Origin of the sequence: Nonomuraea rhodomycinica, from assembly GCF_013363995.1 — a bacterium.
In the GTDB taxonomy this organism is placed as follows: Bacteria; Actinomycetota; Actinomycetes; order Streptosporangiales; family Streptosporangiaceae; genus Nonomuraea; species Nonomuraea rhodomycinica.
Genome location: NZ_JABWGO010000001.1, coordinates 1,109,701 through 1,129,512, shown reverse-complemented (window position 1 = coordinate 1,129,512; position 19,812 = coordinate 1,109,701). Strand labels below are relative to the sequence as shown.

15 protein-coding genes are annotated in these 19,812 nt (G+C 72.2%); 7 read left to right on the top strand and 8 right to left on the bottom strand.

What is annotated here, in order from left to right; genetic code table 11:
• Window positions 1-416 precede the first annotated feature (416 nt).
• The gene (locus HT134_RS05220) at window positions 417-1,832 is read right to left on the bottom strand and encodes an MFS transporter (protein WP_175599061.1); all 1,416 of its coding nucleotides are present in this window, start codon (window positions 1,830-1,832) and stop codon (window positions 417-419) included.
• Between the two features lie 195 nt (window positions 1,833-2,027).
• On the opposite strand from HT134_RS05220, the gene HT134_RS05215 reads away from it, so the two are divergent.
• On the top strand, window positions 2,028-2,309 hold the full coding sequence (locus HT134_RS05215) for a metal-sensitive transcriptional regulator (protein ID WP_175599060.1): 282 nt from the start codon (window positions 2,028-2,030) through the stop codon (window positions 2,307-2,309).
• Between the two features lie 23 nt (window positions 2,310-2,332).
• Here HT134_RS05215 and HT134_RS05210 read toward each other — a convergent pair whose 3' ends face one another.
• Window positions 2,333-4,720 carry a heavy metal translocating P-type ATPase gene (locus HT134_RS05210; protein ID WP_175599059.1) on the bottom strand — a complete coding sequence of 796 codons (2,388 nt, stop codon included), beginning with the start codon at window positions 4,718-4,720 and terminating at the stop codon, window positions 2,333-2,335.
• Window positions 4,721-4,798: 78 nt separating this feature from the next.
• Window positions 4,799-5,002: a putative antibiotic biosynthesis monooxygenase gene (locus tag HT134_RS05205; protein ID WP_175599058.1), complete on the bottom strand. Its 204-nt coding sequence runs from the start codon at window positions 5,000-5,002 to the stop codon at window positions 4,799-4,801.
• Window positions 5,003-5,110: 108 nt separating this feature from the next.
• Here HT134_RS05205 and HT134_RS05200 point away from each other — a divergent pair, with 108 nt between their 5' ends.
• Window positions 5,111-6,010 (top strand): LysR family transcriptional regulator, encoded by a 900-nt coding sequence (locus HT134_RS05200; RefSeq protein WP_175599057.1) that lies wholly within the window; start codon window positions 5,111-5,113, stop codon window positions 6,008-6,010.
• Between the two features lie 32 nt (window positions 6,011-6,042).
• On the opposite strand, the gene HT134_RS05195 is transcribed toward HT134_RS05200, so the two are convergent.
• From HT134_RS05195 to HT134_RS05185, 3 genes are all read right to left on the bottom strand, one after another.
• Complete coding sequence (locus tag HT134_RS05195; RefSeq protein WP_246363541.1) at window positions 6,043-7,233, bottom strand: MalY/PatB family protein; 1,191 nt, start codon at window positions 7,231-7,233, stop codon at window positions 6,043-6,045.
• 28 nt (window positions 7,234-7,261) lie between these two features.
• The gene (locus tag HT134_RS05190; RefSeq protein WP_312887980.1) at window positions 7,262-8,815 is read right to left on the bottom strand and encodes an MFS transporter; all 1,554 of its coding nucleotides are present in this window, start codon (window positions 8,813-8,815) and stop codon (window positions 7,262-7,264) included.
• 163 nt (window positions 8,816-8,978) lie between these two features.
• Complete coding sequence (locus HT134_RS05185; protein ID WP_175599056.1) at window positions 8,979-11,699, bottom strand: helix-turn-helix transcriptional regulator; 2,721 nt, start codon at window positions 11,697-11,699, stop codon at window positions 8,979-8,981.
• Window positions 11,700-12,204: 505 nt separating this feature from the next.
• Between HT134_RS05185 and HT134_RS05180 the strand changes: the two genes are divergently transcribed.
• From HT134_RS05180 to HT134_RS05170, 3 genes are all read left to right on the top strand, one after another.
• Window positions 12,205-12,576, top strand: coding sequence for a BlaI/MecI/CopY family transcriptional regulator (locus HT134_RS05180; protein ID WP_175599055.1), 372 nt, complete (start codon window positions 12,205-12,207; stop codon window positions 12,574-12,576).
• Window positions 12,573-13,523 (top strand): M56 family metallopeptidase, encoded by a 951-nt coding sequence (locus HT134_RS05175; RefSeq protein WP_175599054.1) that lies wholly within the window; start codon window positions 12,573-12,575, stop codon window positions 13,521-13,523. Before HT134_RS05180 ends, HT134_RS05175 begins: the two co-directional genes overlap by 4 nt.
• 420 nt (window positions 13,524-13,943) lie before the next feature.
• Entirely contained in the window at window positions 13,944-14,342 is a 399-nt protein-coding gene (locus HT134_RS05170) for a hypothetical protein (RefSeq protein ID WP_175599053.1), read from the top strand.
• Between the two features lie 57 nt (window positions 14,343-14,399).
• On the opposite strand, the gene HT134_RS05165 is transcribed toward HT134_RS05170, so the two are convergent.
• The gene (locus HT134_RS05165) at window positions 14,400-14,633 is read right to left on the bottom strand and encodes a heavy-metal-associated domain-containing protein (RefSeq protein WP_175599052.1); all 234 of its coding nucleotides are present in this window, start codon (window positions 14,631-14,633) and stop codon (window positions 14,400-14,402) included.
• A gap of 176 nt (window positions 14,634-14,809) precedes the next feature.
• On the opposite strand from HT134_RS05165, the gene HT134_RS47540 reads away from it, so the two are divergent.
• Window positions 14,810-15,778 carry a helix-turn-helix transcriptional regulator gene (locus tag HT134_RS47540; RefSeq protein WP_175599051.1) on the top strand — a complete coding sequence of 323 codons (969 nt, stop codon included), beginning with the start codon at window positions 14,810-14,812 and terminating at the stop codon, window positions 15,776-15,778.
• Here HT134_RS47540 and HT134_RS47535 read toward each other — a convergent pair.
• Window positions 15,775-18,840 (bottom strand): AfsR/SARP family transcriptional regulator, encoded by a 3,066-nt coding sequence (locus HT134_RS47535; protein ID WP_175599050.1) that lies wholly within the window; start codon window positions 18,838-18,840, stop codon window positions 15,775-15,777. The genes HT134_RS47540 and HT134_RS47535 overlap by 4 nt on opposite strands.
• A gap of 99 nt (window positions 18,841-18,939) precedes the next feature.
• Here HT134_RS47535 and HT134_RS05150 point away from each other — a divergent pair, with 99 nt between their 5' ends.
• Window positions 18,940-19,794 carry a hypothetical protein gene (locus tag HT134_RS05150; protein ID WP_175599049.1) on the top strand — a complete coding sequence of 285 codons (855 nt, stop codon included), beginning with the start codon at window positions 18,940-18,942 and terminating at the stop codon, window positions 19,792-19,794.
• Window positions 19,795-19,812 lie beyond the last annotated feature (18 nt).

Genomic DNA, 19,812 nt, shown 5'->3' with positions numbered 1-19,812 from the left:
CCTACCTGACGCGACGGCTGGACGATCGTTCCCGGGCGGTGGAGACAGGCGACGACCTGGCCGTGGTGGGCGAGGACCGACCCGGCGCCCCAGCCCCAGGGTCGTGGTGCACCGGTCACCGAGGGGCAGGGGCGACTCGACGTTCAGCGGCGTGCCCCCCGCTCCGCGGGAGTACCGGAGCCGGGGGCACGCCGCCTCAGCGATCGGCGCGGCGGGCAGCCGCGAGTGGTGCGGACGGGACGACCGGCGTGGGCCGGTCGGTGGAGTGCGTGACGCGGGTGGACGTGCTGCCGGTCAGCGCCGCCCGCACTCCGTGCCGCCCGCGGGAGCCAAGGGCCGGCCCTCGATGCGGGCTGCCAGGCTCTCCAGCGGCCGGCGGGCGTGGACATGAGGTCCTTCCTTTCACGCGCGGAGCGTCAGTCGCGGGAGGCGGCGACCTCGTCGGCGGGCGCGGGCGAGCGCAGGGTCGCCGCGGCCAGGAGCGCACCCACCAGGGCGACGCCGGCGGCTCCGACGAACGCGGCGGAGAAGCCGCTGGTCATGGCCGGGAGGTCGCCGAGCTGGGCGGCGCCGTTGGCGGCGGCCACGGCGGTCATCGCGGCCAGGCCGAGCGCGGAGCCGACCTGGTAGCTGGTGTTGACGATGCCGGAGGCCAGGCCGCCCTCCTGCGGCGGCGCGGAGGAGATGGCGGTGCCGAGGGAGGGGATGAAGGCGAGCGACATGCCGAGGGCGGCCACCAGGCTGGCGGGCAGCACGTCGGCGGCGAAGCTGCCGTCCGGGCTGATCAGTGACAGCCATCCCATGCCGGCGGCCAGCAGGGCCAGGCCGATGACGGTCGTGGTCTTGGGGCCGAACCGGTTGATGGCGCGAGGCGCCAGGACGATCATGCCGATCATGATGAGGACGGTCATCGGGAGCAGGGCGGCGCCGCTGGGGAAGGCGCTGTAGCCGAGGACCTGCTGCAGGTAGAGGTTGAGGAAGAACCACATCGGGATCCAGGCCCCGCCGAGCAGCAGCTGGGTGACGTTGGCGGCGGCGAGGTTCGGGGTGCGGAAGATGGACAGCCGCATCAGCGGCTCGCGGCGGCGGGCCTGGACGGTGACGAACGCGCCCAGCAGCACCACGGCGGCGGCGAGCACGAGCCAGGTCTGCGCGGAGCCCCAGCCGATCTCCGGCGCGCGGACGACGGCGTAGACGGCGGCGCCGAGGCCGAGGGTGACGGTGAGGGCGCCGGCGACGTCGACGGAGCCGCGCCGGGCCTGGGCGGCGGGCATGAGCGGGCCGGTGGCCAGCAGCGCGACCAGCGCGATGGGGATGTTGATGTAGAACACCCACGGCCAGCTCAGGTACTCGGTGATGACGCCGCCGAGGAACACCCCGGCCGTGCCGCCCGCCGGTGCGGCGGCACCGTACAACGCCAGGGCCTTGGTCAGTTCCTTGGGGTCGTGGCCGAACAGCATCATCAGCAAGGTGAGCGCGGAGGGAGCGATCAGGGCGGCGCCCACTCCTTGCACGGCGCGGCCGGTCAGCTCGACCCACACCTCGGGCGCGACGCCGGCGACGAGCGAGCCGACCAGCAGGATCAGCCAGCCCGCCCCGAACAGGCGACGGGCGCCGAACAGGTCGGACAGGCGGCCACCCAGCAGCAGCAGCCCACCGAAGGCGACGACGTAGGCGTTGAACACCCAGGACAGGCTCTCCTGGGTGAAGCCCAGGTCCTCCTGGATGCGGGGGAGGGCCACGCCGATGATCGACGTGTCCATGATGACGATGAACTGCGCGGCGGCGATCAGGGCGAGGGCGGTCCATCGCCTGGGGGATGGTGCGGACATGAGTACTCTCCACGATGAGCCCTACGGGGGTAGGGTATAGCCCAACTGGTTCCTCGATACCTATGAGGGGTATCGCGGTGACCGGTAATAAATACCACCCAGGGGTATATGTCAAGGCGGATGACGAGCGCCGTCGTCGCAATACGGTAGGGGGGTATAGTGTTTTCTGGGTGAGGAGCCCGAGGGAGGAACGACATGCCCGGACATGCCACCATCAAGCACGACAGCGCGGTGCGACTGCGCCGCGTCGAAGGCCAGATCCGCGGCCTTCAGCGCATGGTGGACGAGGACAAGTACTGCATCGACATCCTGACCCAGGTGTCGGCGGCCACCAGCGCGCTGCGGTCGTTCTCCCTGTCGCTGCTCGAAGAGCACCTGGCCCACTGCGTCGCTGAGGCGACGCTGAAGGGCGGCCCGGAGGCTCAGGCGAAGGTCAAGGAAGCCACCGACGCCATCGCCAGACTCGTCCGTTCCTGACCGCGCCGGACCGGCCCGATGTCTCAGCGGACGTGCGCGCCGGGCAGACGCAGTCGTTTGAGCGCCAAGGCGTTGACGGCGACGATGAGGCTGGAGCCGGACATCGACAGCGCGGCGATCTCCGGCCGGAGGACGAGCCCGAACGCCGGCTGGAACACTCCGGCGGCGACGGGCAGCGCGAGCGCGTTGTAGCCGATCGCCCAGCCGAGGTTCTGCCGCATCTTGCGCAGGGTGCCCCGGCCGATCCGGAGCGCCGTGGGGACGTCCAGCGGATCCGACCGCATCAGCACCACGTCGGCCGTCTCGATGGCCACGTCGGTGCCGGCCCCGATGGCGATGCCCAGATCGGCCCGGGCCAGAGCCGGCGCGTCGTTGACGCCGTCTCCCACCATGGCGACCTTGCGCCCGCCCCCCTGAAGCTCGGCCACCTTGGCCGCCTTGTCTCCCGGCAGCACCTCGGCGATCACGGTGTCGATGCCGAGCTGCCGGGCGATCCGTTCGGCGGTGGCGGCATTGTCCCCCGTGAGCATGACCACCTCGACGCCGAGCTCGTGCAGAGCGGCCACCGCCGCCGGTGAGGTTTCGCGGGCCGCGTCGGCGATGCCGACGACCCCGGCCGCCGTGCCGTCGACGGCGACCATGACGGCCGTACGGCCGCCCTCCGCCAGCTCCTGCCTCCTGCCCGCCAGCTTCCCGAGCGGCACACCCTCGCGCTCCATCAGCCGGCGGTTGCCGACCGCCACCTTCCGGCCGCCGACCTCCGCGACGGCGCCATGGCCCGGGACGTTCTCGAATCGCTCGGCTCTCCTCGGCTCCAGGCCCAGATCGCCGGCGTGCCGGACGATCGCCTCGGCCAGCGGATGCTCCGACTCCCGCTCCACGGCCGCGACCAGGCGCAGCAGCTCCTCCTGCGTCACGGTGTCGCCGACGACGACGTCGGTGACCTCCGGCTCGCCCTTGGTCAAGGTGCCGGTCTTGTCCATGACCACGACCTGGACGCGGGCGGAGGTCTCCAGCGCCATCGCGTTCTTGAACAGCACCCCGCGCCTGGCTCCGAGGCCGGTGCCGACCATGATCGCCGTGGGGGTCGCCAGGCCCAGCGCGTCCGGGCAGGTGATGACCACGACCGTGATGGCGAACAGGATCGCGACGCCGAACGGCTGACCGGCCGGCAGCAGCCAGACCGCGAACGTGAGAGCGCCCCCGGCCAAGGCGACCAGCACCAGCCAGAACGCCGCCCGATCGGCCAGCCGCTGTCCCGGCGCCTTGGAGTTCTGAGCCTGCTGGACCAGCTTGACGATCTGTGCCAGCGCGGTGTCCGCCCCGACCTTGGTGGCACGTACCCGCAGGGTGCCGTTGCGGTTGATGGTCGCGCCGACGACCGCCGAGCCGGCCTCCTTGTGCACCGGCAGGCTCTCACCGGTGACCATCGACTCGTCGACCTCGCTCTGGCCCTCCTCGACCGTTCCGTCGACCGGGATCTTCGCGCCGGGGCGTACCAGGAGCAGGTCGCCGACCGTCACCTCGGCCGTCGGCACCTCGACGGCCTGGCCGCCGCGCATGACGGTCGCCTTCGGGGGCGCCAGGTCGAGCAGGGCGCGGATGGCGTCGTTGGCGCCACCCCGTGCCCGCATCTCGAACCAGTGGCCGAGCAGCACGAAAGCGGCGAGCACGGTCGCGGCCTCGTAGAACACCTCGCCGCCCCCGGTGAGGGTCACGATGAGCGAGTACAGCCAGCCCGCGCCGACCGCGACGGCCACCAGCACCATCATGTCCAGGGTCCGTGCCCGAAGCGCCCGTACCGCTCCGTCGAAGAAGATCCAGCACGAGTAGAAGATCACGGGCAGGCTGAGCAGCAGCGCCCACACGTCTTGGCGAAGCCCGAACGGGACGGGCAGGTCCAGCCCGAACACCTCGGTGCCGATCGGCGACCACAGCACGATCGGGATGGAGAAGAGCGCGGCGACCAGGAAGCGGTTCCGCATGTCGGCCACCATGGAGGCCATCGACATGCCGGCATGCCCGCCGTGCCCCATCCGGTCGTGGGGGGAGGCCTCCTCTTCCGTGTGAGCCGGGTGACCGGCGTGCGGAGCCTCCGCCGGAGCCGTGCCCGGCGGGTCGGGCTCGGCCATCGGATCGCAGATGTGGGAGGGGACCGACTGCCCGGCGCAGTGATACCCGCACTCGATCACCCATGCGCGCAACTCGGCGAGAGAGGTCCGGCGCGGGTCGAAGCTCACCGTCGCCGTCTGGGCGACGGGGTTGGCCTCCACGCGCAGCACACCGGGGCGGCGGCCCAGCCGGGCGGCGACGACGTTCTGCTCGGAGGCCCACTGCAGCCCGCTGACGTCCAGGATCGCGGTGCTGCGTTCCTTTCCTCGGTCATGGTGCCCCCGGGTGTGGTCGCTCATGAACGGTCCCCCCACACGCCTGGCTCTAGCTGTCCCTACCCCTTGAGGGGGTGGATATCGAGGGGGGCGCGCGGCGGTTCAGCGCTTGGTCACCCGGCTGCGCACCCGCTGCAGCAGCGGCAGCAGCACGTAGACGACGATGGGCACCACCACGGTGGCGACGACCGGGGGGCGCAGGAGCGGCGGGACCGCCTCCAAGAGGCCGCTGAGGGCGAGCTGTACGACGGTGAGGGTCGGCAAGACTGCGACCCACACCATCAGGGCCTGGTGATGACGGGACATCGGCCGCCTCCCTGGACGGATCGGGACGGTTGGGTGTGGCTACACCCTGCCGTTCTCCGTCGCACAAGTCCAAGATATGGTTCCTCTGCCCTCTCATAAGGGAGCCTTATGGAACTGCGTCAGTTGCACTATCTGCTGGCCATCGTGGAAGAGGGCAGCTTCACCCGCGCCGCCGCTCGCGTCCACGTCGCCCAGCCCGCGATCAGCCAGCAGATCGCGCAACTCGAACGCGAGCTCGGAGAGCGGCTCTTCGACCGGTCCGGGCGCCGGATCCGGCTGACCCCGGCGGGGGAGGCCTTCCTTCCGCACGCCCGTGCGGCCGTCGATGCGGCAGCCTCTGGACGGGACGCGGTCACCGCGCTGCACGGCGTCCTGGCCGGGCAGCTCATGGTGGGGACCGTTTCTTCGCCGCCGTCGTCGCTGCTGGATCACCTCGCATGCTTCCGGCGCCGTCATCCCGGCGTCCGGCTCACCCTGCGCACCGGCGCTCCGGAGGAGCTGACGGCGCAGGTGGTGGCGGGCGCCTTGGACGCGGCCGTCATCGGTGTTCTCGGCACCCGCCTTCCCGCAGGACCGGCCGGACAGCGTCTGCCGGCCGGCCTGGCGACCCGCGACGTCGCCGAGGAGCCACTCGTGATCGTGGTCGCCCCCGGGCATCCGCTCGCCGCGCAGGCATCAATGAGCCTGTCCGACCTGCGTGGCGAGCCGATGGTCACCCTCACCTGGGGCACCGGGCTGCGCGCCGCACTCGAGGCCGCCTGTGCCGAGGAAGGCTTCCTCCCCGAGGTCAGGGCCGAGAGCGACGAGCTCACCGTGCTGGTCGATCTGGTCCGGCACGGTTTCGGAGTGGCCCTCATGCCCCGGTCGGCCGCAGAGCGGGCCCACCCGCACGTGGTCGCCGTCCCCCTGCGGCCGCCCGCCCCGAGCCGGCGACTGGCGCTGGTCTGGCGCCGCGATCGCCTCTCCCCGCAGGGCCGGGCCTTTGTCGACCTGGCCGGACACGACTAGGGCGATCCGGGTCGGCCGTCCGCCTTCCTCAGTCAGAGGTCACGTGAACGGGGATGGTCACCCACCCGATCGCGGGCGATGGCCATGCGGTGAACGGCCTCGGTGAGCCGGTCCGGCGCGGTGGCGAAGTTGAGGCGGACGAACCCCTGCCCGGGCGGCCCGAACCTGGTGCCGGACGACAGGCCGACCCTGCCGTGACGCAGGAAGATCTGAGCGGGGTCGGCGCCCCAGCCGAGCGCGCGGCAGTCGAGCCAGGCCACGTAGCCCGCCTGGGGCAGGTGATAAGCGATGCCGGGCAGGCGGTCGGCGAGCTGGGCGGCCAGGCTGCGGCGGTTCTCGTCCAGGCCGGCGATCACCTCCTGGAGCCAGGGGCGACCATGGGTGAAGGCCGCCTCGGAGGCGAGCACGCCGAACAGGCCGGCGCCCTCGCTGACCTCCTCGTGGATCGCCGCCACCTCGGCGCGGGCGTCCGGCCCGGGCACCGCGAGCGCGGCCTTGAGCCCGGCGATGTTCCAGGCCTTGGAGGCCGAGACGAGGGCGACGGAGCGGGCCGCGGCCGGGCTGTCCAGGGACGGGAACGGGACGTGCCGGTGGCCGGGGTAGGTGAGAGGGGCGAGGATCTCGTCCACGACGACCCGCACGTCGTGGCGGTCGGCCAGCGCGGCCACCTGCGCCAGCTCCTCGCGGGTGAGGACCAGGCCGGTGGGGTTGTGCGGGTTGCAGAGCAGGTACGCCCGCGCGCCGGCGGCGAAGTCGCGCTCCAGCCGGTCCAGGTCCAGGCGCGGCCCGTCCGGCCCGGCGGCCAGCGGGCTGGGGACCACCTGGCGGCCGATGCGCTCGATCCAGTAGAAGAACGGCGGGTATCCGGGGGTGTTGACGACCACGCGGTCGCCGGGCTCGGAGATGATCCGCAGGATCTCCACGATGCCGGACATGACGTCCGGGACCAGGCGCGCGGCGGACGGCTCGGGGTTCCAGCCGTAGTGTCGTGCGGCGAAGCCGGCGAAGGCCTCGGGGAGCCGGCCGGCGAGCGCGTAACCGGTGTCGCCGCGTCCGACGGCGGCGATCAGCGCCGAGGAGATGGGCTCGGCGAGCGGGGTGTCCATCTCGGCGATGCGCAGGGGCAGGACGTCCGGCGGGAACTCCCGCCACTTGACGCTGCGCCGCTGGAGGAGCTGCTCGGTGCTGCAGGCGGTGAGGACGGTGTTCGGGTCCGTGGTCAACAGGGGACTTCTTTCGCGAATGGATGCGTCACGACTGCTCGGCCTCGGCGGCGGGGCCGGTCGCGGGGATGTGGCGGAGCTTGGCGATCGCCAGGATCGCCGCGCCGGCTGCGATGGCCGCGGCGATCACGGCGGCGGTGTTGAGCCCGCTGGTGAAGGCGTCGCGGGCCGGGGTGAGCAGCGCCGTGGCGGCTTCGGCCGGCAGGCTCCGCGCGGCCGAGACCGCGCCGTCCAGGCTCTCGCGGCCGGCCGCGGAGGCCCCGGGCGGCAGGCCGGTCGGGATCGTGGTGGCGACCTGGGCGCGGTAGACGGCGGCGGCGATGCTGCCGATGATCGCGATGCCGAGCGAGATGCCCAGGTCGCTGCAGGTGGTGGCCAGCCCGGAGGCCGCCCCCGCCTTCTGCGGCGGCACGGAGGCGACCACCAGGTTCGTGGTCAGGGCCATGGACGGCGCGACAGCCGGATACAGCACGACGAAGCCCGCGACCAGCAGCGGAAGCCCGCCGGCGGCGTCGACCTGAGTGAGCGTCAGGTAGCCGATCACCTGCACGGCCAGCCCGGCCGCGATCAGGTGACCGGGACGGACACGCCGTACCAGAGCGGGGGAGAGGGTGGAGACGACCACCAGCAGCGCGGCCCCGGGCAGCACCCACAACCCGGCCCTGAGCGGGGAGAGCCCCTCGACGAGCTGCAGGTACTGGGTGAACAGCAGGTAGACGCCGCCGAGCGCGGTGGCCGCCAGCAGGAAGACGCCCAGCGCGCCGCCGACCGTGCGGTTGGCGAACAGCCGCACGTCCAGCAGCGGCTCGGGCAGGCGCAACTGCCGCAGCACGAACCACGCGCCGAACGCCAGCCCCGCCGCGATGCCGGCCAGCGCGGGCGGCAGCGAGTCGGGCCGGGCCAGCTCCTTGACGCCGTAGACGATCGGCAGCAGCGTCGCCAGCGACAGCAGCACGCTGAACAGGTCCAGGCGACCGGCGGCCGGGTTGCGGGGGTTGGGCAGCAGCAGCGGAGCTCCGATCACGACGACCGCCATGACGGGCACCGCGACGAGGAAGGCCGCGCGCCAGGAGAACGCCTCCAGCAGCGCGCCGCCGATCACCGGGCCGAGCCCGGTGCCGACGGCGATGCCGCCCGACCAGACGCCGACGGCGATGCCGCGCTGCCGCGGGTCGGCGAAGGTGGAGAAGATCAGTCCCAGGGTGGCGGGCATCTGGGTGGCCGCGGCGATACCCAGCAGCGCCCGCCAGACGATCATCAGGGCGGGGTCCGAGGTGTTGGCGGCGACGACCGACACGACGGCGAAGACGGCCGCGCCCGCGATCAGCAGCCGGCGGTGACCGATGCGGTCGCCCAGGGTGCCCATGGTGACCAGGAGCCCGGCCATGAGAAAGCCGTAGATGTCGATGATCCACAACGTCTGGGTGCTGCTCGGCTTCAGGTCCGCGGACATCTGGGGAATGGCCAGGAACAAGACGGTCAGCATCATGAACAACAACATGGCGGGCAGGACCAGCACGGCCAGCCCGAGCCAGGCTCTGGCGCCGGTGCGCGCCCCCGGGATTGTCTCTGCGGACGACACGGACGTCCTCCTTCAGCGGGTTCTGACAGTCCTGACGCGAGGACCATGACGTCGCCAACGGTAGGAAGGCGCCGGCGGTCGCCGAATCAGTGAAGTCGCCGGTCTCAGCCGGTCTCAGCCGATCGCAGTCGGTCTCAGTGGTCTCAGACGGTGTCAGGCGGTGTCAGGCCGGGCGCTCGGCGAGGACCAGCCGCATGAGCTCGGCCCGCGAGGTGATGTCGGTCTTCTGGAAGACCTTGCGCAGGTGGTAGTCCACCGTCCGCGGGCTGAGGAACAGCTGGGCGGCGATCTCCCGGTTGGTCAACCCTTCGCCGACGGCCAGCGCGATGCGCAGCTCCTGCGCGGTGAGCGTGCTCAACGCTCCCGCTTCGGGGGTGCGTACCGACTCCCCTGTCGCGCGTAGCTCGCTCAGCGCACGGCCGGCCCAGGCGAGCGCGCCGATCCGGCGGAAGGTCTCCACCGCGCCGCGCAGGTGATGCTGTGCCTCCGAACGTCGCCGGTCACGCCGCAACCGCTCGCCGAGCAGCAGCTGGGTCCTGGCATGCTCCAGCGGGGCGTCCAGGGCGGCGTGCACCCTCAGGCTCTGCGCGTAGTGGTCGTCGGCGGTGCCGTCGGTGCTGATCAGCGCCCGGCAACGGGCCGCGAGCGCGGCCGGCTCCGGCGAGACCGCGTGCCCGGCCCACCCGACGTAGCGGGCCGTGGCCGTGGCCGCCCGCTCGTGCTCGCCGGCGCGGACCAGCGCTTCGACGAGGTCGGGGACGACTCCCACGACCAGGTCCGGGGGTGTGTCGGTGTCCCAGTCGCCGACCGCCTCCAGGTGCCGCGCGGCCTCCCGATATCTGCCCGCGCCCAGCTCGATGAGGCCGAGCGCGCGCAGGGCATAGGACCTCGCGTCGGCCAGCCCGCGGCTGCTCGCCTCAGCCAGGACGTCCGCGGCGAGTTCGGCGGCGTCGGGACGGCCCTGGAGGGCCGCGCACAAGGCCAGCAGCCCCCGATTACGGCAGGCCGTACTCGGCTGGCCCACCTCCCTGGCGAACTGGTAGCCCTCCTCCGCATACGCCTGGGCCAGGCCGAATCTGCCACGCGCGATCTCGTCGGCGGCCTGATACTCCAGGTTCCAGGCGAGCGCGCCCAGCGATCCGTCGGTACGCGCCCGCCGGCCGGCGTCGCGGTACAGGCGCCTGCTCAGCTCGTGCTCGCCGAGTCCGCGAGCCAGGGCTCCGGCCAGAGTCATCAAGATCGGATCGGTGAGCGACCCGATCGCGGCGCCCTCCTCCGCCGTGGCGGGTGCCGCGTCGCGGCCGGAACGGGCCCGGCAAGCACGGCGCAGGAGCAGCAGCACCGCGTCCTCCGGGTCGTCCGGCGCCAGCGCGAGGTTCTCCAGCCAGCCGGCGAGCTCGGACCATGCGCCGGGCCGGTTGGCGCGGCTGCCCAGGTCGGCGTACATCGCGACGGTGGGCGTGAACCGGCGCCGATCGAGGCGCAGCACGCGGGGCATCCACGGCCTGATGAGGTCCATCGCGTCCTCGGGCGAGCCGGCGAACTCGGCCACGATGGCGCGCATCACGGCCAGCGGGATCCGGTCCTCCTCGTCGAGGTGGGGCTCGCGCTCCGCCCGGTCGAGCAGTTCGGCCGCCTTCCCGGTGAACCCGCCCAGGGCGGCGGCGTGCGCGGCGGACCACAGCCGCCGTCCCCGCCGCGGACCGTCCGCGGTGAGCTCGGCCGCCCGCGCCAACGCGGCCATGGCCGCGGCGGGGCCACCGCGCAGGGCGGCCTGCTCAGCCGAGCGCTCCAGCTCCTCGGCGGCCTGCTCGTCGGGTCCCACGGCGGCCTGGCCGAGATGCCAGGCACGGCGATGCTGGTCGGCCAGGCTGTCGAAGGCCGCGGCGAGGGCCCGATGGATGGCGGCCCGCCGGTCAGGCGTGGCGCTGTGATAGATCGCGGACCGGATCAGCGGGTGCCGGAACACCAGCCGCGTCCCGTCGTAGGTCAGGAGCTCGTCGAGCTCGGCGCGGTGCAGCGGGCCGGTGTCCGCCCGCAGCGTCGCGGCCGCCTTCTCCAGGGTGTCGACGCCGCCCGTGCCATGGGCGGCGATGAGCTGCAGCAGCGGCAGCGACTCGGCGTGCCGCGCCCGGACCCTGGCCAGGAACGACCGCTGCAACGCGTCGGTCATGGCGAGAGGCTCGTGCGTGCCCTCCGGGGGCGGACGTCTTCCGGCGAGCTCGATCAGGGCCAGGGGGTTCCCGCCCGTGGCGGTCAGCAGGTGGTTCTGCTCGCTGTCGGTCAGCCGCCGCTCGCCCAGGCGCTCGGCGAGCAGCGCCTCGGCCGCCGCACGGCCGAGGCCCATGAGCGGGACGCGGCGCACGTCGGGCAGGTCGGCGTCGTGCCCCTCGTCGGCCCGCGCGGCCAGCGCCAGCGCGACGGGCTCGTCGTCCAGGCGGCGGGCGACGAACGCCAGCGTCTTCAGCGTCGGCTGGTCCGCCCAGTGCGCGTCGTCGACGACGCACAGCACGGGGCGGGCGCCGGCCAGCAGCGACAGCAACGACAGCGTCGACAACGCCACCAGGAACGGATCGGGTGGTGCTCCATGCGCGCGTCCGAACAGGATGTTCAGGGCCCGCGCCTGGGGGCCCGGCAGCTCGTCCACCGAGCCGAGCACGGGGAACAGCAACTGGTGCAGGGTCGCGTACGCGAGATCGGACTCGGGCGCGGCGCCGACGGCGCGCAGCACCAGGAAGCCGGCCGCCCGCTCCTCCGCGTGGGACAGCAGGGTGGTCTTGCCGATTCCCGGCTCTCCGAGGAGGATCAGCCCGCCGCCGCGTCCCTCGGCGGCGTGCCGCAGCAACGACTCGAGCAGATCCGTCTCGTCGTCTCTCCCCAGCACACGCCGAGCATAGGAACCCCCTGGTACTCGTGACAAAGCGCCCCGAGACCGGCGACTTCGCCGATGCGCCCGCCGCGGTGCCCCTCCTGACCTCGGACCGCATCACGGGAGAGCCGCGAAGGAGCCCGAGGGCGAGGACGCCATGCGACGTGGGGCGATGAGTGGTCGCATCGCGATGGTGGCGGGGGCCGGCGGTGGTCCAGGTGGCCAGCCGAGAGCGGTCGCCGGCGCGGAGGATTCGTTGCTCCCTTCGACTCGGGCAGGCGGGGACCTGAGGGTTAGATTGGCCTTAGGGGCTTCGCTGGAAGTGCCGTGCGGTCTCCGGGGGTGACCGTGATGTGCGACATGGGGCGTGATGGGAGCAGCCGAGCGGCCGTGCTCCCCTGGACCGCGAGTGCTCTGGCGGTGCTCGTGGAGGAACCGCGCCGCCGGTACGCGGCCGGTCAGATCGCATGCGAAGCGTTCCCGCAGCGCAAGGTGACCTGGAGTCGTGAGGAGAGTCGCGGTGCGCGGATTCGGTGAGCTGGAGGCCGCGATCATGGACGTGATGTGGGCCGCCGAGGCGGCGCTGCCCGTGCGCGAGGTCCTGAACCGGCTGCGCCCCGACCGCGAGCCGGCCTTCACCACGGTCCAGACGGTCATGGACATCCTGTACCGCAAAGGGTGGGTGGACCGCCGGCTCGAGGGGCGTGGCTACCGCTACTGGGCCACGGCCGGCCGGGACGACTACGTGGCCGGTCTGATGTCCAGCGCCCTGAAGTCCAGCCCGGACCGTGCCGCCGCGCTCGCACGATTCGTCGAGCGGATGAACCCGGCCGAGGTCGAGGAGCTGCGCGCCGCCCTGGAGGCCGCTCGGACGGGGGAGCCGCCGCCATGAACACGGCGATGCTGCTGCTGACCTATGCGGTCGTGCTGGGCGCGGTGGCACCGGCGATGCTCCAGCGGGCCTCGTGGGTGGAGCGGGCGCCGCGGCTGGCGATGGCCGCCTGGCGTTCCCTGACGGTCGCGGTGCCCGGCGCGGCGCTGCTGGCCGGGCTGACGATGGTGGTGCCCGCCAGCCCGCTCGGCGCCCCGCTGGCCCGCGCGCTCGACGCCTGCGTGATGATGATGCAGGACTCGTACGCCACCCCCCAAAGGGTGCTGATCATCATGGTGGCCCTGCTGCTGTCCGTCGCGATCATCACGCGGGTGGCGTACGGCGTCGGCGTGGAGCTGGGCCGTGCCTGGTGGGAGCGGCGCCGGCACATGGCCGTGCTGCGCATGGTGGCCCGCCGCGATGTCCGGCTCGACGTCCTGGTCGTTCATCACCGCGCGGCCATCGCCTACTGCCTGCCAGGTCGTGGCGGCTCCATCGTGCTGAGCAGCTCCGCGCTGTCCGCTCTCGGCGACCGGCGGCTGGCGGCGGTGCTCGCCCACGAACGGGCGCACCTACGCGGCCGTCATCATCTGCTCACCGCCACCGCTCGGGGACTCAGGCGGGCCTTTCCGCTCATCACGCTGTTCGCCACGGCCGAACGGGAGATCGACCGACTGGCCGAGCTGGCGGCCGACGACGCCGCCGTCCACGCGTCCGACCGGCTGACCGTCGCCGATGCTCTGCTCACGCTGGCCGACGATCACGTGCTACCGGGGCCCGCCCTGGGGACCACCCCTCATGACACAGGGCAGCGGGTCCGCCGGCTGCTGAAGCGAACGCCACCGCTGCACCCGGTCGTCACCCTCGTCATCGCTCTCCTGGCCTGGACGGCGATGGCGGCCCCTCTGGTGGCCGCGGCCATGCCGGCGGTGGCGACGATCGGCGTCGACTGCTGCCCTACGCGCTGACGCACGGGACATGGAGTCACGGACTCACCGAGGTTCGTCGATTCGCCTAAGAAGCTTAGGTGTGACGAGGGTGCACGGGGGCATACCGCGAGGAGGCGCCTGATGAGCGTGAAGCAGGCCGGCCGGGTTCGGCACAGCCGGACATGGGTGCGCTCACCACACCAGCCACCGCGGCGGCGGCGTCACTGTTCGCACCCCGGGTTGGGAGCCGCCGCCGCGGCGCTCGTCCTGATGGGATGGGTCCACGGCCATGCGCCGGACCCGCGGAGCGCGCAGGCGGCCTCGGCAGGTCACTCCGTGGCGGCCGTCACGGTTGCCGCGACGCGGCCCCCCGATGGCGGGTCGCCTCCGTGGCCGGCCCCGGCCGATCCCGCCGCCGGCGTCAGAGCGGCGGGTCTGAGCCTCGGGCCGGAGGAGGGCATGGCCGAGCATTACCACGCCCATCTCGACGTCTTCGTCGATCGGAAGCCGGTCCCCGTGGCGGCCGGTATCGGGGTGGATCCGAAGACCGGGAACCTGTCCCCGCTGCACACCCATGACACCCGCGGCGTGATCCACATCGAGACCGACGAGCCGGGTGCCACCTACACCCTGGGCCAGCTCTTCAAGGAGTGGGACGTCGCTCTGACCGCCGGCCAGATCGGTGCGCTCAAGACCGGAGGAGGCGAGGTGCTGGCCGCCTACGTCAACGGGAGGAAGACGGGCGGCGACCCGGCCGCCATCGTGTTCAAGCCGCACATGGAGATCGCCCTCGTCCATGGGACACCCGACCCCTCCTTCACTCCTCCGGCCACCTATCGGTTCGCGCCCGACGAATAGCGCCGTGCCGCGGCTCCTGAGCCCGACGCCGTTCTCGCGCTCCGCACGCCCGCCCTCCTACCGCGGGATCACCCCGCAGCCCGCCGCCTCCATCGCCGTACGGATCGCCGCCTCGTCGACAGGGCCGTCGGTGAGGACGCTGATCCGTGAGGTGGCCGGTGTGACATCCACTCCGACGACACCGGGCACCTGGATGAGCTCCGCCTTGATGTCGGCCACACAGTGGTCGCAGGCGTCCGGGAGGAGGCCGGTGACCTGGTACGCGACAAGACTGTAGGCAACAGTGATCATGAGAGGTCTCCTTCGACAACGTGAGTCGCTCGGTCACGATCGTCGTGGAGCGCGCGGCCGGATGGAATGCCGGAGCGGTGTCCACAGTGCGCCATGGCGCGAACCGGAAGCCCCCGTGCCGGGCGGGGGACAGGCGTCTGCCATCGTTCGGAGAGGCCGGAAGAGGTGGGGGACAGGTGCCGTACGCAGCCGATGACGAAGCCGCCAGGACGCTCTACGCCCGCATGCGGGAGCGGAACGAGTCACTGCCCGAAGCGGCCGCGGCCATGGACCTGACGGCGGCCGAGGTGGCCCGGGCCCGGGAGACGCTCGATCGGCTGCACCTCCTGCACACGGAGACCGGCACGTCCGTGGAGGCCGTCGCGGCGCTCGGACGCAGTCTCCAGGAAAGCCACCGCCTGCTGGACCGCCTGGTGGAGCAGCAGGTCAAGGCGGCTGCGCTGGCAGGCGGGTACCTGACCCTGCCCGGCCGGCCGGATGAGAACGCGCACGTCGAGTTCTTCCCCCGCCAGGACACGCGCGGACGGCTCAGCAGGCGGATGCACGAGCTGAGCGAGCTGGCCAGGGACGAGATCGTGGGCATGCACCCGGTGTCCGCCTGGACCCAGGAGTCGCTGGGGGAAGCGCTGGCACGCAACGAGTTCGTGATCGCCAAGGGTGTCCGGGTGCGCAGCCTCCATGCTCAGCGCGCCTTCGGTGATCCGTTGTTGCGGGACTTCGCGCGGAGGTGGGTACGGGCCGGCATGGAGGTGCGAGGGACTCCGGTGATCCCGACGCGGATGCTCGTCTACGACAGGCACACCGCGATCATCCAGGCGGACCCCGACGACCTGGAGGCCGGAGCCGTGCTGATCCGGGGCGGCGCGGTGGTGCGATCCCTGGCGGCGATCTACGACTACTGCTGGATGACCGCCTCGGAGCTCAGCGACGTGCCCCACTCCTCCGACTTCGGCGCGCTCACCGACCAGCAGCGCGCCGTCCTGCGGATGCTGGCGGCCGGGGCCAAGGACTCCGCCATCGCCCGCAGCCTCGGCGTTTCCACCCGTACGGTCACCCGGGTGGTGGGCGAGCTGACCGCGATGCTCGGGGCGACCAGCCGCTTCCACGCCGGTGTACGCGCGGCGCGGCTGGGCTGGCTCGACTAGAGGCTGAGCGGGGCCGGTTCCACGTCGAGCTCCCTCATCGCCTCGGCGTAGAGCCGGTAGCGTCGACGAGCCTCACCATGGCGGCGGGCCCCGGTCAACGTTCGGACCAGGTCCAGGTGGGCCGCCTCGTCGTAGGCGTCCCGTTCGAGCAGCCGGAGCAGGTAGCGAACCGCTCGGTCGGGGTCGTCGTCCTTCTCCGCGCGCGAGGCCAGTTCCCGGAGCAGGGCCTGGTGCACGGCACGGGCCTCTTCACGAAGGGGCTCCAGCCACTCGGCGTACGGGGAGTCCTCGCAGACATCGCCGGTGTAGCGAGCCTCGGCCGCGACAAGGAGCTCCTCGTCCTGGGAGGCGAGCGCCTCAGCGGCGGCGCAGAGGAACTCCTCGACATCGGTACGGAGTCCGACCAGCTGGATGCTGTACTTGTCGGCGCGGACGAACTCCCCAGGGCCGAACTTGCGTTGCGGATCCAGGACCGAGCGCACGGTGGACAGGGCGACCGACAGCCGGTTGGAGCAGGACGCGGGGTCCTCGCCCGGCCAGAGGATCTCCATCGCCGCTTCCCGGGCGACAGCGCGGCCGCGCTGGCACGCCAGCCAGGTCAGCAGGTCGCGCGCCTTACGGGACTGCCATTCGACAGCGCTGCCGCGGCGGCTGAGCCGTACCGCGCCCAGCATGCAGAACCGCGCAGCGCCGTGGTCGAGGAGCGTGATCGCGCGGACCAGGCCGGCGCCGGAGCTGTGCGGCCCGCGGATGCCGACGCGGCGGAGCTCCTGCTCCGCCTCGTGAACGCCGGAGCCGGTGAGCCGCGCCCGGGCGAAGGCGTTCCGCGCGAGGCCCACCGGGCTGCCGATCTGCGCCCAGATCTCCGCTGCGGACGCCAGCAGATCCGCTCGCTCGCCAGCGGATTCGGCCACAGTGAAGGCCGACAGCTCCAAGGCCTCCGCCATCATGGCCCGGTCGCGGCGGCCGACAGCCGCCTCGCGGGCGGATCGGGTGTAGGCGCCGGCCTTGGTCCGGTCGCCGGCCTCCGCCCAGACCCAGCCGGCGGCCAGCAGCGCGTCCACCCGGCTGGAGCCGCCCCCTGCCGCGACCGCGCGTTCGGCCAGTCGTACGGCTGACGCCGGATCGTCGACCGCGTGGACCCGGGCCAGCCCGGCCAGGGCTGTCTGGGTCAGATGGGCGTTCTGGAGCTGTTCGGCGTGCTTCAGGGAGTTCTCGAAGCTGATGCGTGCGTGCATCAGCTCCCCGCGCTCCAGATGGACCTTGCCGAGTCCGGCCAGGGGGTGGCCGAGCTTGTCGCTGCCTACCCGGCTGAAGATGTCGCGTGCCCGTTGGAAGTCGGCCAGGGCCTCGTCGAGCCTGCCCAGGCCCATGAGTGCCTCGGCGCGGTTGTGCAGGGCGATCGCGGCGCTGACGGGGGCTCCGACCAGGTCCGCTCGCCGTACCGAGAGGTCGGAGTCGGCGATGGCCTCTTCGTAGCGGGCCTCCTCCACGCGGCTCGCGGCCCGGTTGGCCAGGACGCGGGCGGACAGCAGCAGGTCTCCCGAGCTCTCCGCGGCGGCGAGGGCGAGGGCGCTGTGCCGTTCGCTGCCGGCCCCGTCGCCGGCGTCGTGGGTGACCATGGCCAGCGCGGTGTGGGCGCAGGCGGCAGCGCGTTCGTCCGTGCAGAGGGTGGCCATCGCCAGGGCCTGTTCCGCCAGCCGGGTCGCCTCCGCGCTCTCGCCGACCAGCCAGCGAGCGCTGGCGGACCAGGCGAGCAACATCGCCCGGTCGGAGGAGCGGGAGGAGGGCGAACGCGAGGCGGGAAGGGGGAACGCCGAGCCGTCGAAGCCGCCGGCCCGCTCAAAGGTCGACAACGCCGTCTTGTAGTCCCCCCGCTGGTAATGGATCATCCCCATCCGCCAGGCCACCGCAGGGTCGGTGGCGTCGGCACGGCCGAGGCACTCCAACGCGCCGGCCCAGTCCCCCTGGACCTGGCGAGCCTGACCCTCGGCCAGATCCACGGCACACGTCCGCGACCCCTCCGGCACGGCGGCGCAAGCCCGGACAAGCTCAGCTGCGTGACCCTCGGCGAGCAGCGACGCGTGCCACCTTTCGATCATCGCCACCCGATGGCCGGGATCCTCGCAGACCGCCAGCGCCTCCCGGACGAACCCCTGCGACTCGTACCAGTGGGCCGCCACCGACGTCCGGCCGACATCGCCCATGAACTCCCGGACCAAGGTCGACACCACATAACCTTGATCGCAGGGCATGATCAGGATGTGCTGAGCGGCCAGCGCGCGGAGCTCCTCGCGGGAGACGGCGACCCCCATCGCCCGGCACAGCTCGTACGTGAACCAGGGCAGCCGAGCGGTGGCGCGGAGGAACTCCTCGTGCTCGTCCTTCACCACCTCCTCGACCAGGTAGTCGAACAGGGGCGTGGCGGCGATCCGCCTGGCACGGTCCGACGAGGGCAGGCCGCTCAGCCAGCTCAGCGTGAGCCGTACGGCGACCGGCCACCCCTCGGTGAGCTCGTGAACCTCCTCCGCCAGGTCGTGCGACCCGAGAACGATCGAGGTGAGTGAGCGGGTCTCGGCAGGGGTGAAGGCCAGGTGTTCCGCCGACACCTGGAAGACGTGCCCCAGGCCGCGCAGGCGTTGGATCGGGAAGGGCACGGCGGAGCGTGAGATCAGCACCAGGTGAAGGTCGTCGCCGCCGTGGTGACAGAGCTCTTCGAGCAGGCGCGCCCCAGGGGTGCCCGGCTCGATCCGCTCCACCTCGTCGATGACGAGGACGGTCGGCCGGGAGACGGCGGCGGCCAGCTCGGCGGCGAGTCCCGCGGAGCGGATCCATCCAGCCGGCGCGCCCAGGGCTTGGCACATCTCTTCGACGAGGGTGGCGTCGTCGGCCCAGGTCAGCCACGCCACCGGACGATCAGGCCTGGCTCGCGTCCAGCCGCGTACGGCCGAGGTCTTGCCGCCACCCGGGCCGGCGGTCACCACGGTGAGCCGGTGCCGCGGGATCTGATCGAAAAAGGCGGTGAGTTGCGCTCGTGCCAGCAGAGGCTCGGTCGCCGTCACAGCCAGAAGTATCCGCCGAGCTGGACTTTAAGGCAACTGAAAGATCCATTTTTACCGTTGTGCTCAGTCCCGAACAAAGAAGAGAAAGAGGGGAAATTCGTGAGACTGATTCCAGCTCTGCTCGCGGCGAGCGCCGGCGCCCTCCTGCTCACCGCCCCAGCCACCGCCACCGCCACGACGACCGCCACGACGGAGGCCACGACGAAGGCCATGACGGAGCCCACAGCGGAGGAGCTGAGGGCGGCGCCGATCGCCGACGAGGCGGAGGTCGAGGTGAAGCTCGCGCTGCTCCGCTACGGCAACGGGCTGACCGTGGAGTTCAACGACAGCCGGCCCTCCGGCGACGTGGGCATCGTCCAGACCGCCCCCATCGGCCGCGCCGGCCTGTTCGCCCGCGACCGTGGCGACAGCTTCCTGGAGACGTACCTGAAGATCACCCCGGCCTCGGTCGCGGTCCCGCAGCGGCTCGTGGAGGCCCATGGCAGCGAGCCCCTGCCGGCTGAGCTGCAGCGCCGGACGGTCACCACGGAACCGGTGGAGGCCGACGGCCTCGCCACTCCCGCGGTCCCGACCATGTCCGGCGAGGTCGACTGCAACAAGACCTACTACCCCTGGTACCACTGGCGCGACGTGGGCCACCCCGGCATGGCGCCCAGGGACTCCTACTCCTCCAACTACGGCGGCAAGTACATCAACGCCGACAGCTGGCTCCACAATTGCCTTCCGGTCGGCAGCCCGTCCCACCTCGCCGCCCGCCATCGGCTCTTCTACTACAGCGGCGCCCTGAACAAGTGGGTGGAGCAGAGCGACACCCTCGTGCGCCCGGGGGAGGAGCAGCACATCGAGAAGGGCATCGCCAACCGCTACCGCAGGATCATCCAGAGCGACACCTGGGACTCCCACCCTGACTGCACCCTCTGCATGTACACGCGTGAGGGCCGCTTCCACGACTAGGAGCAGTTGGTGCTTGCG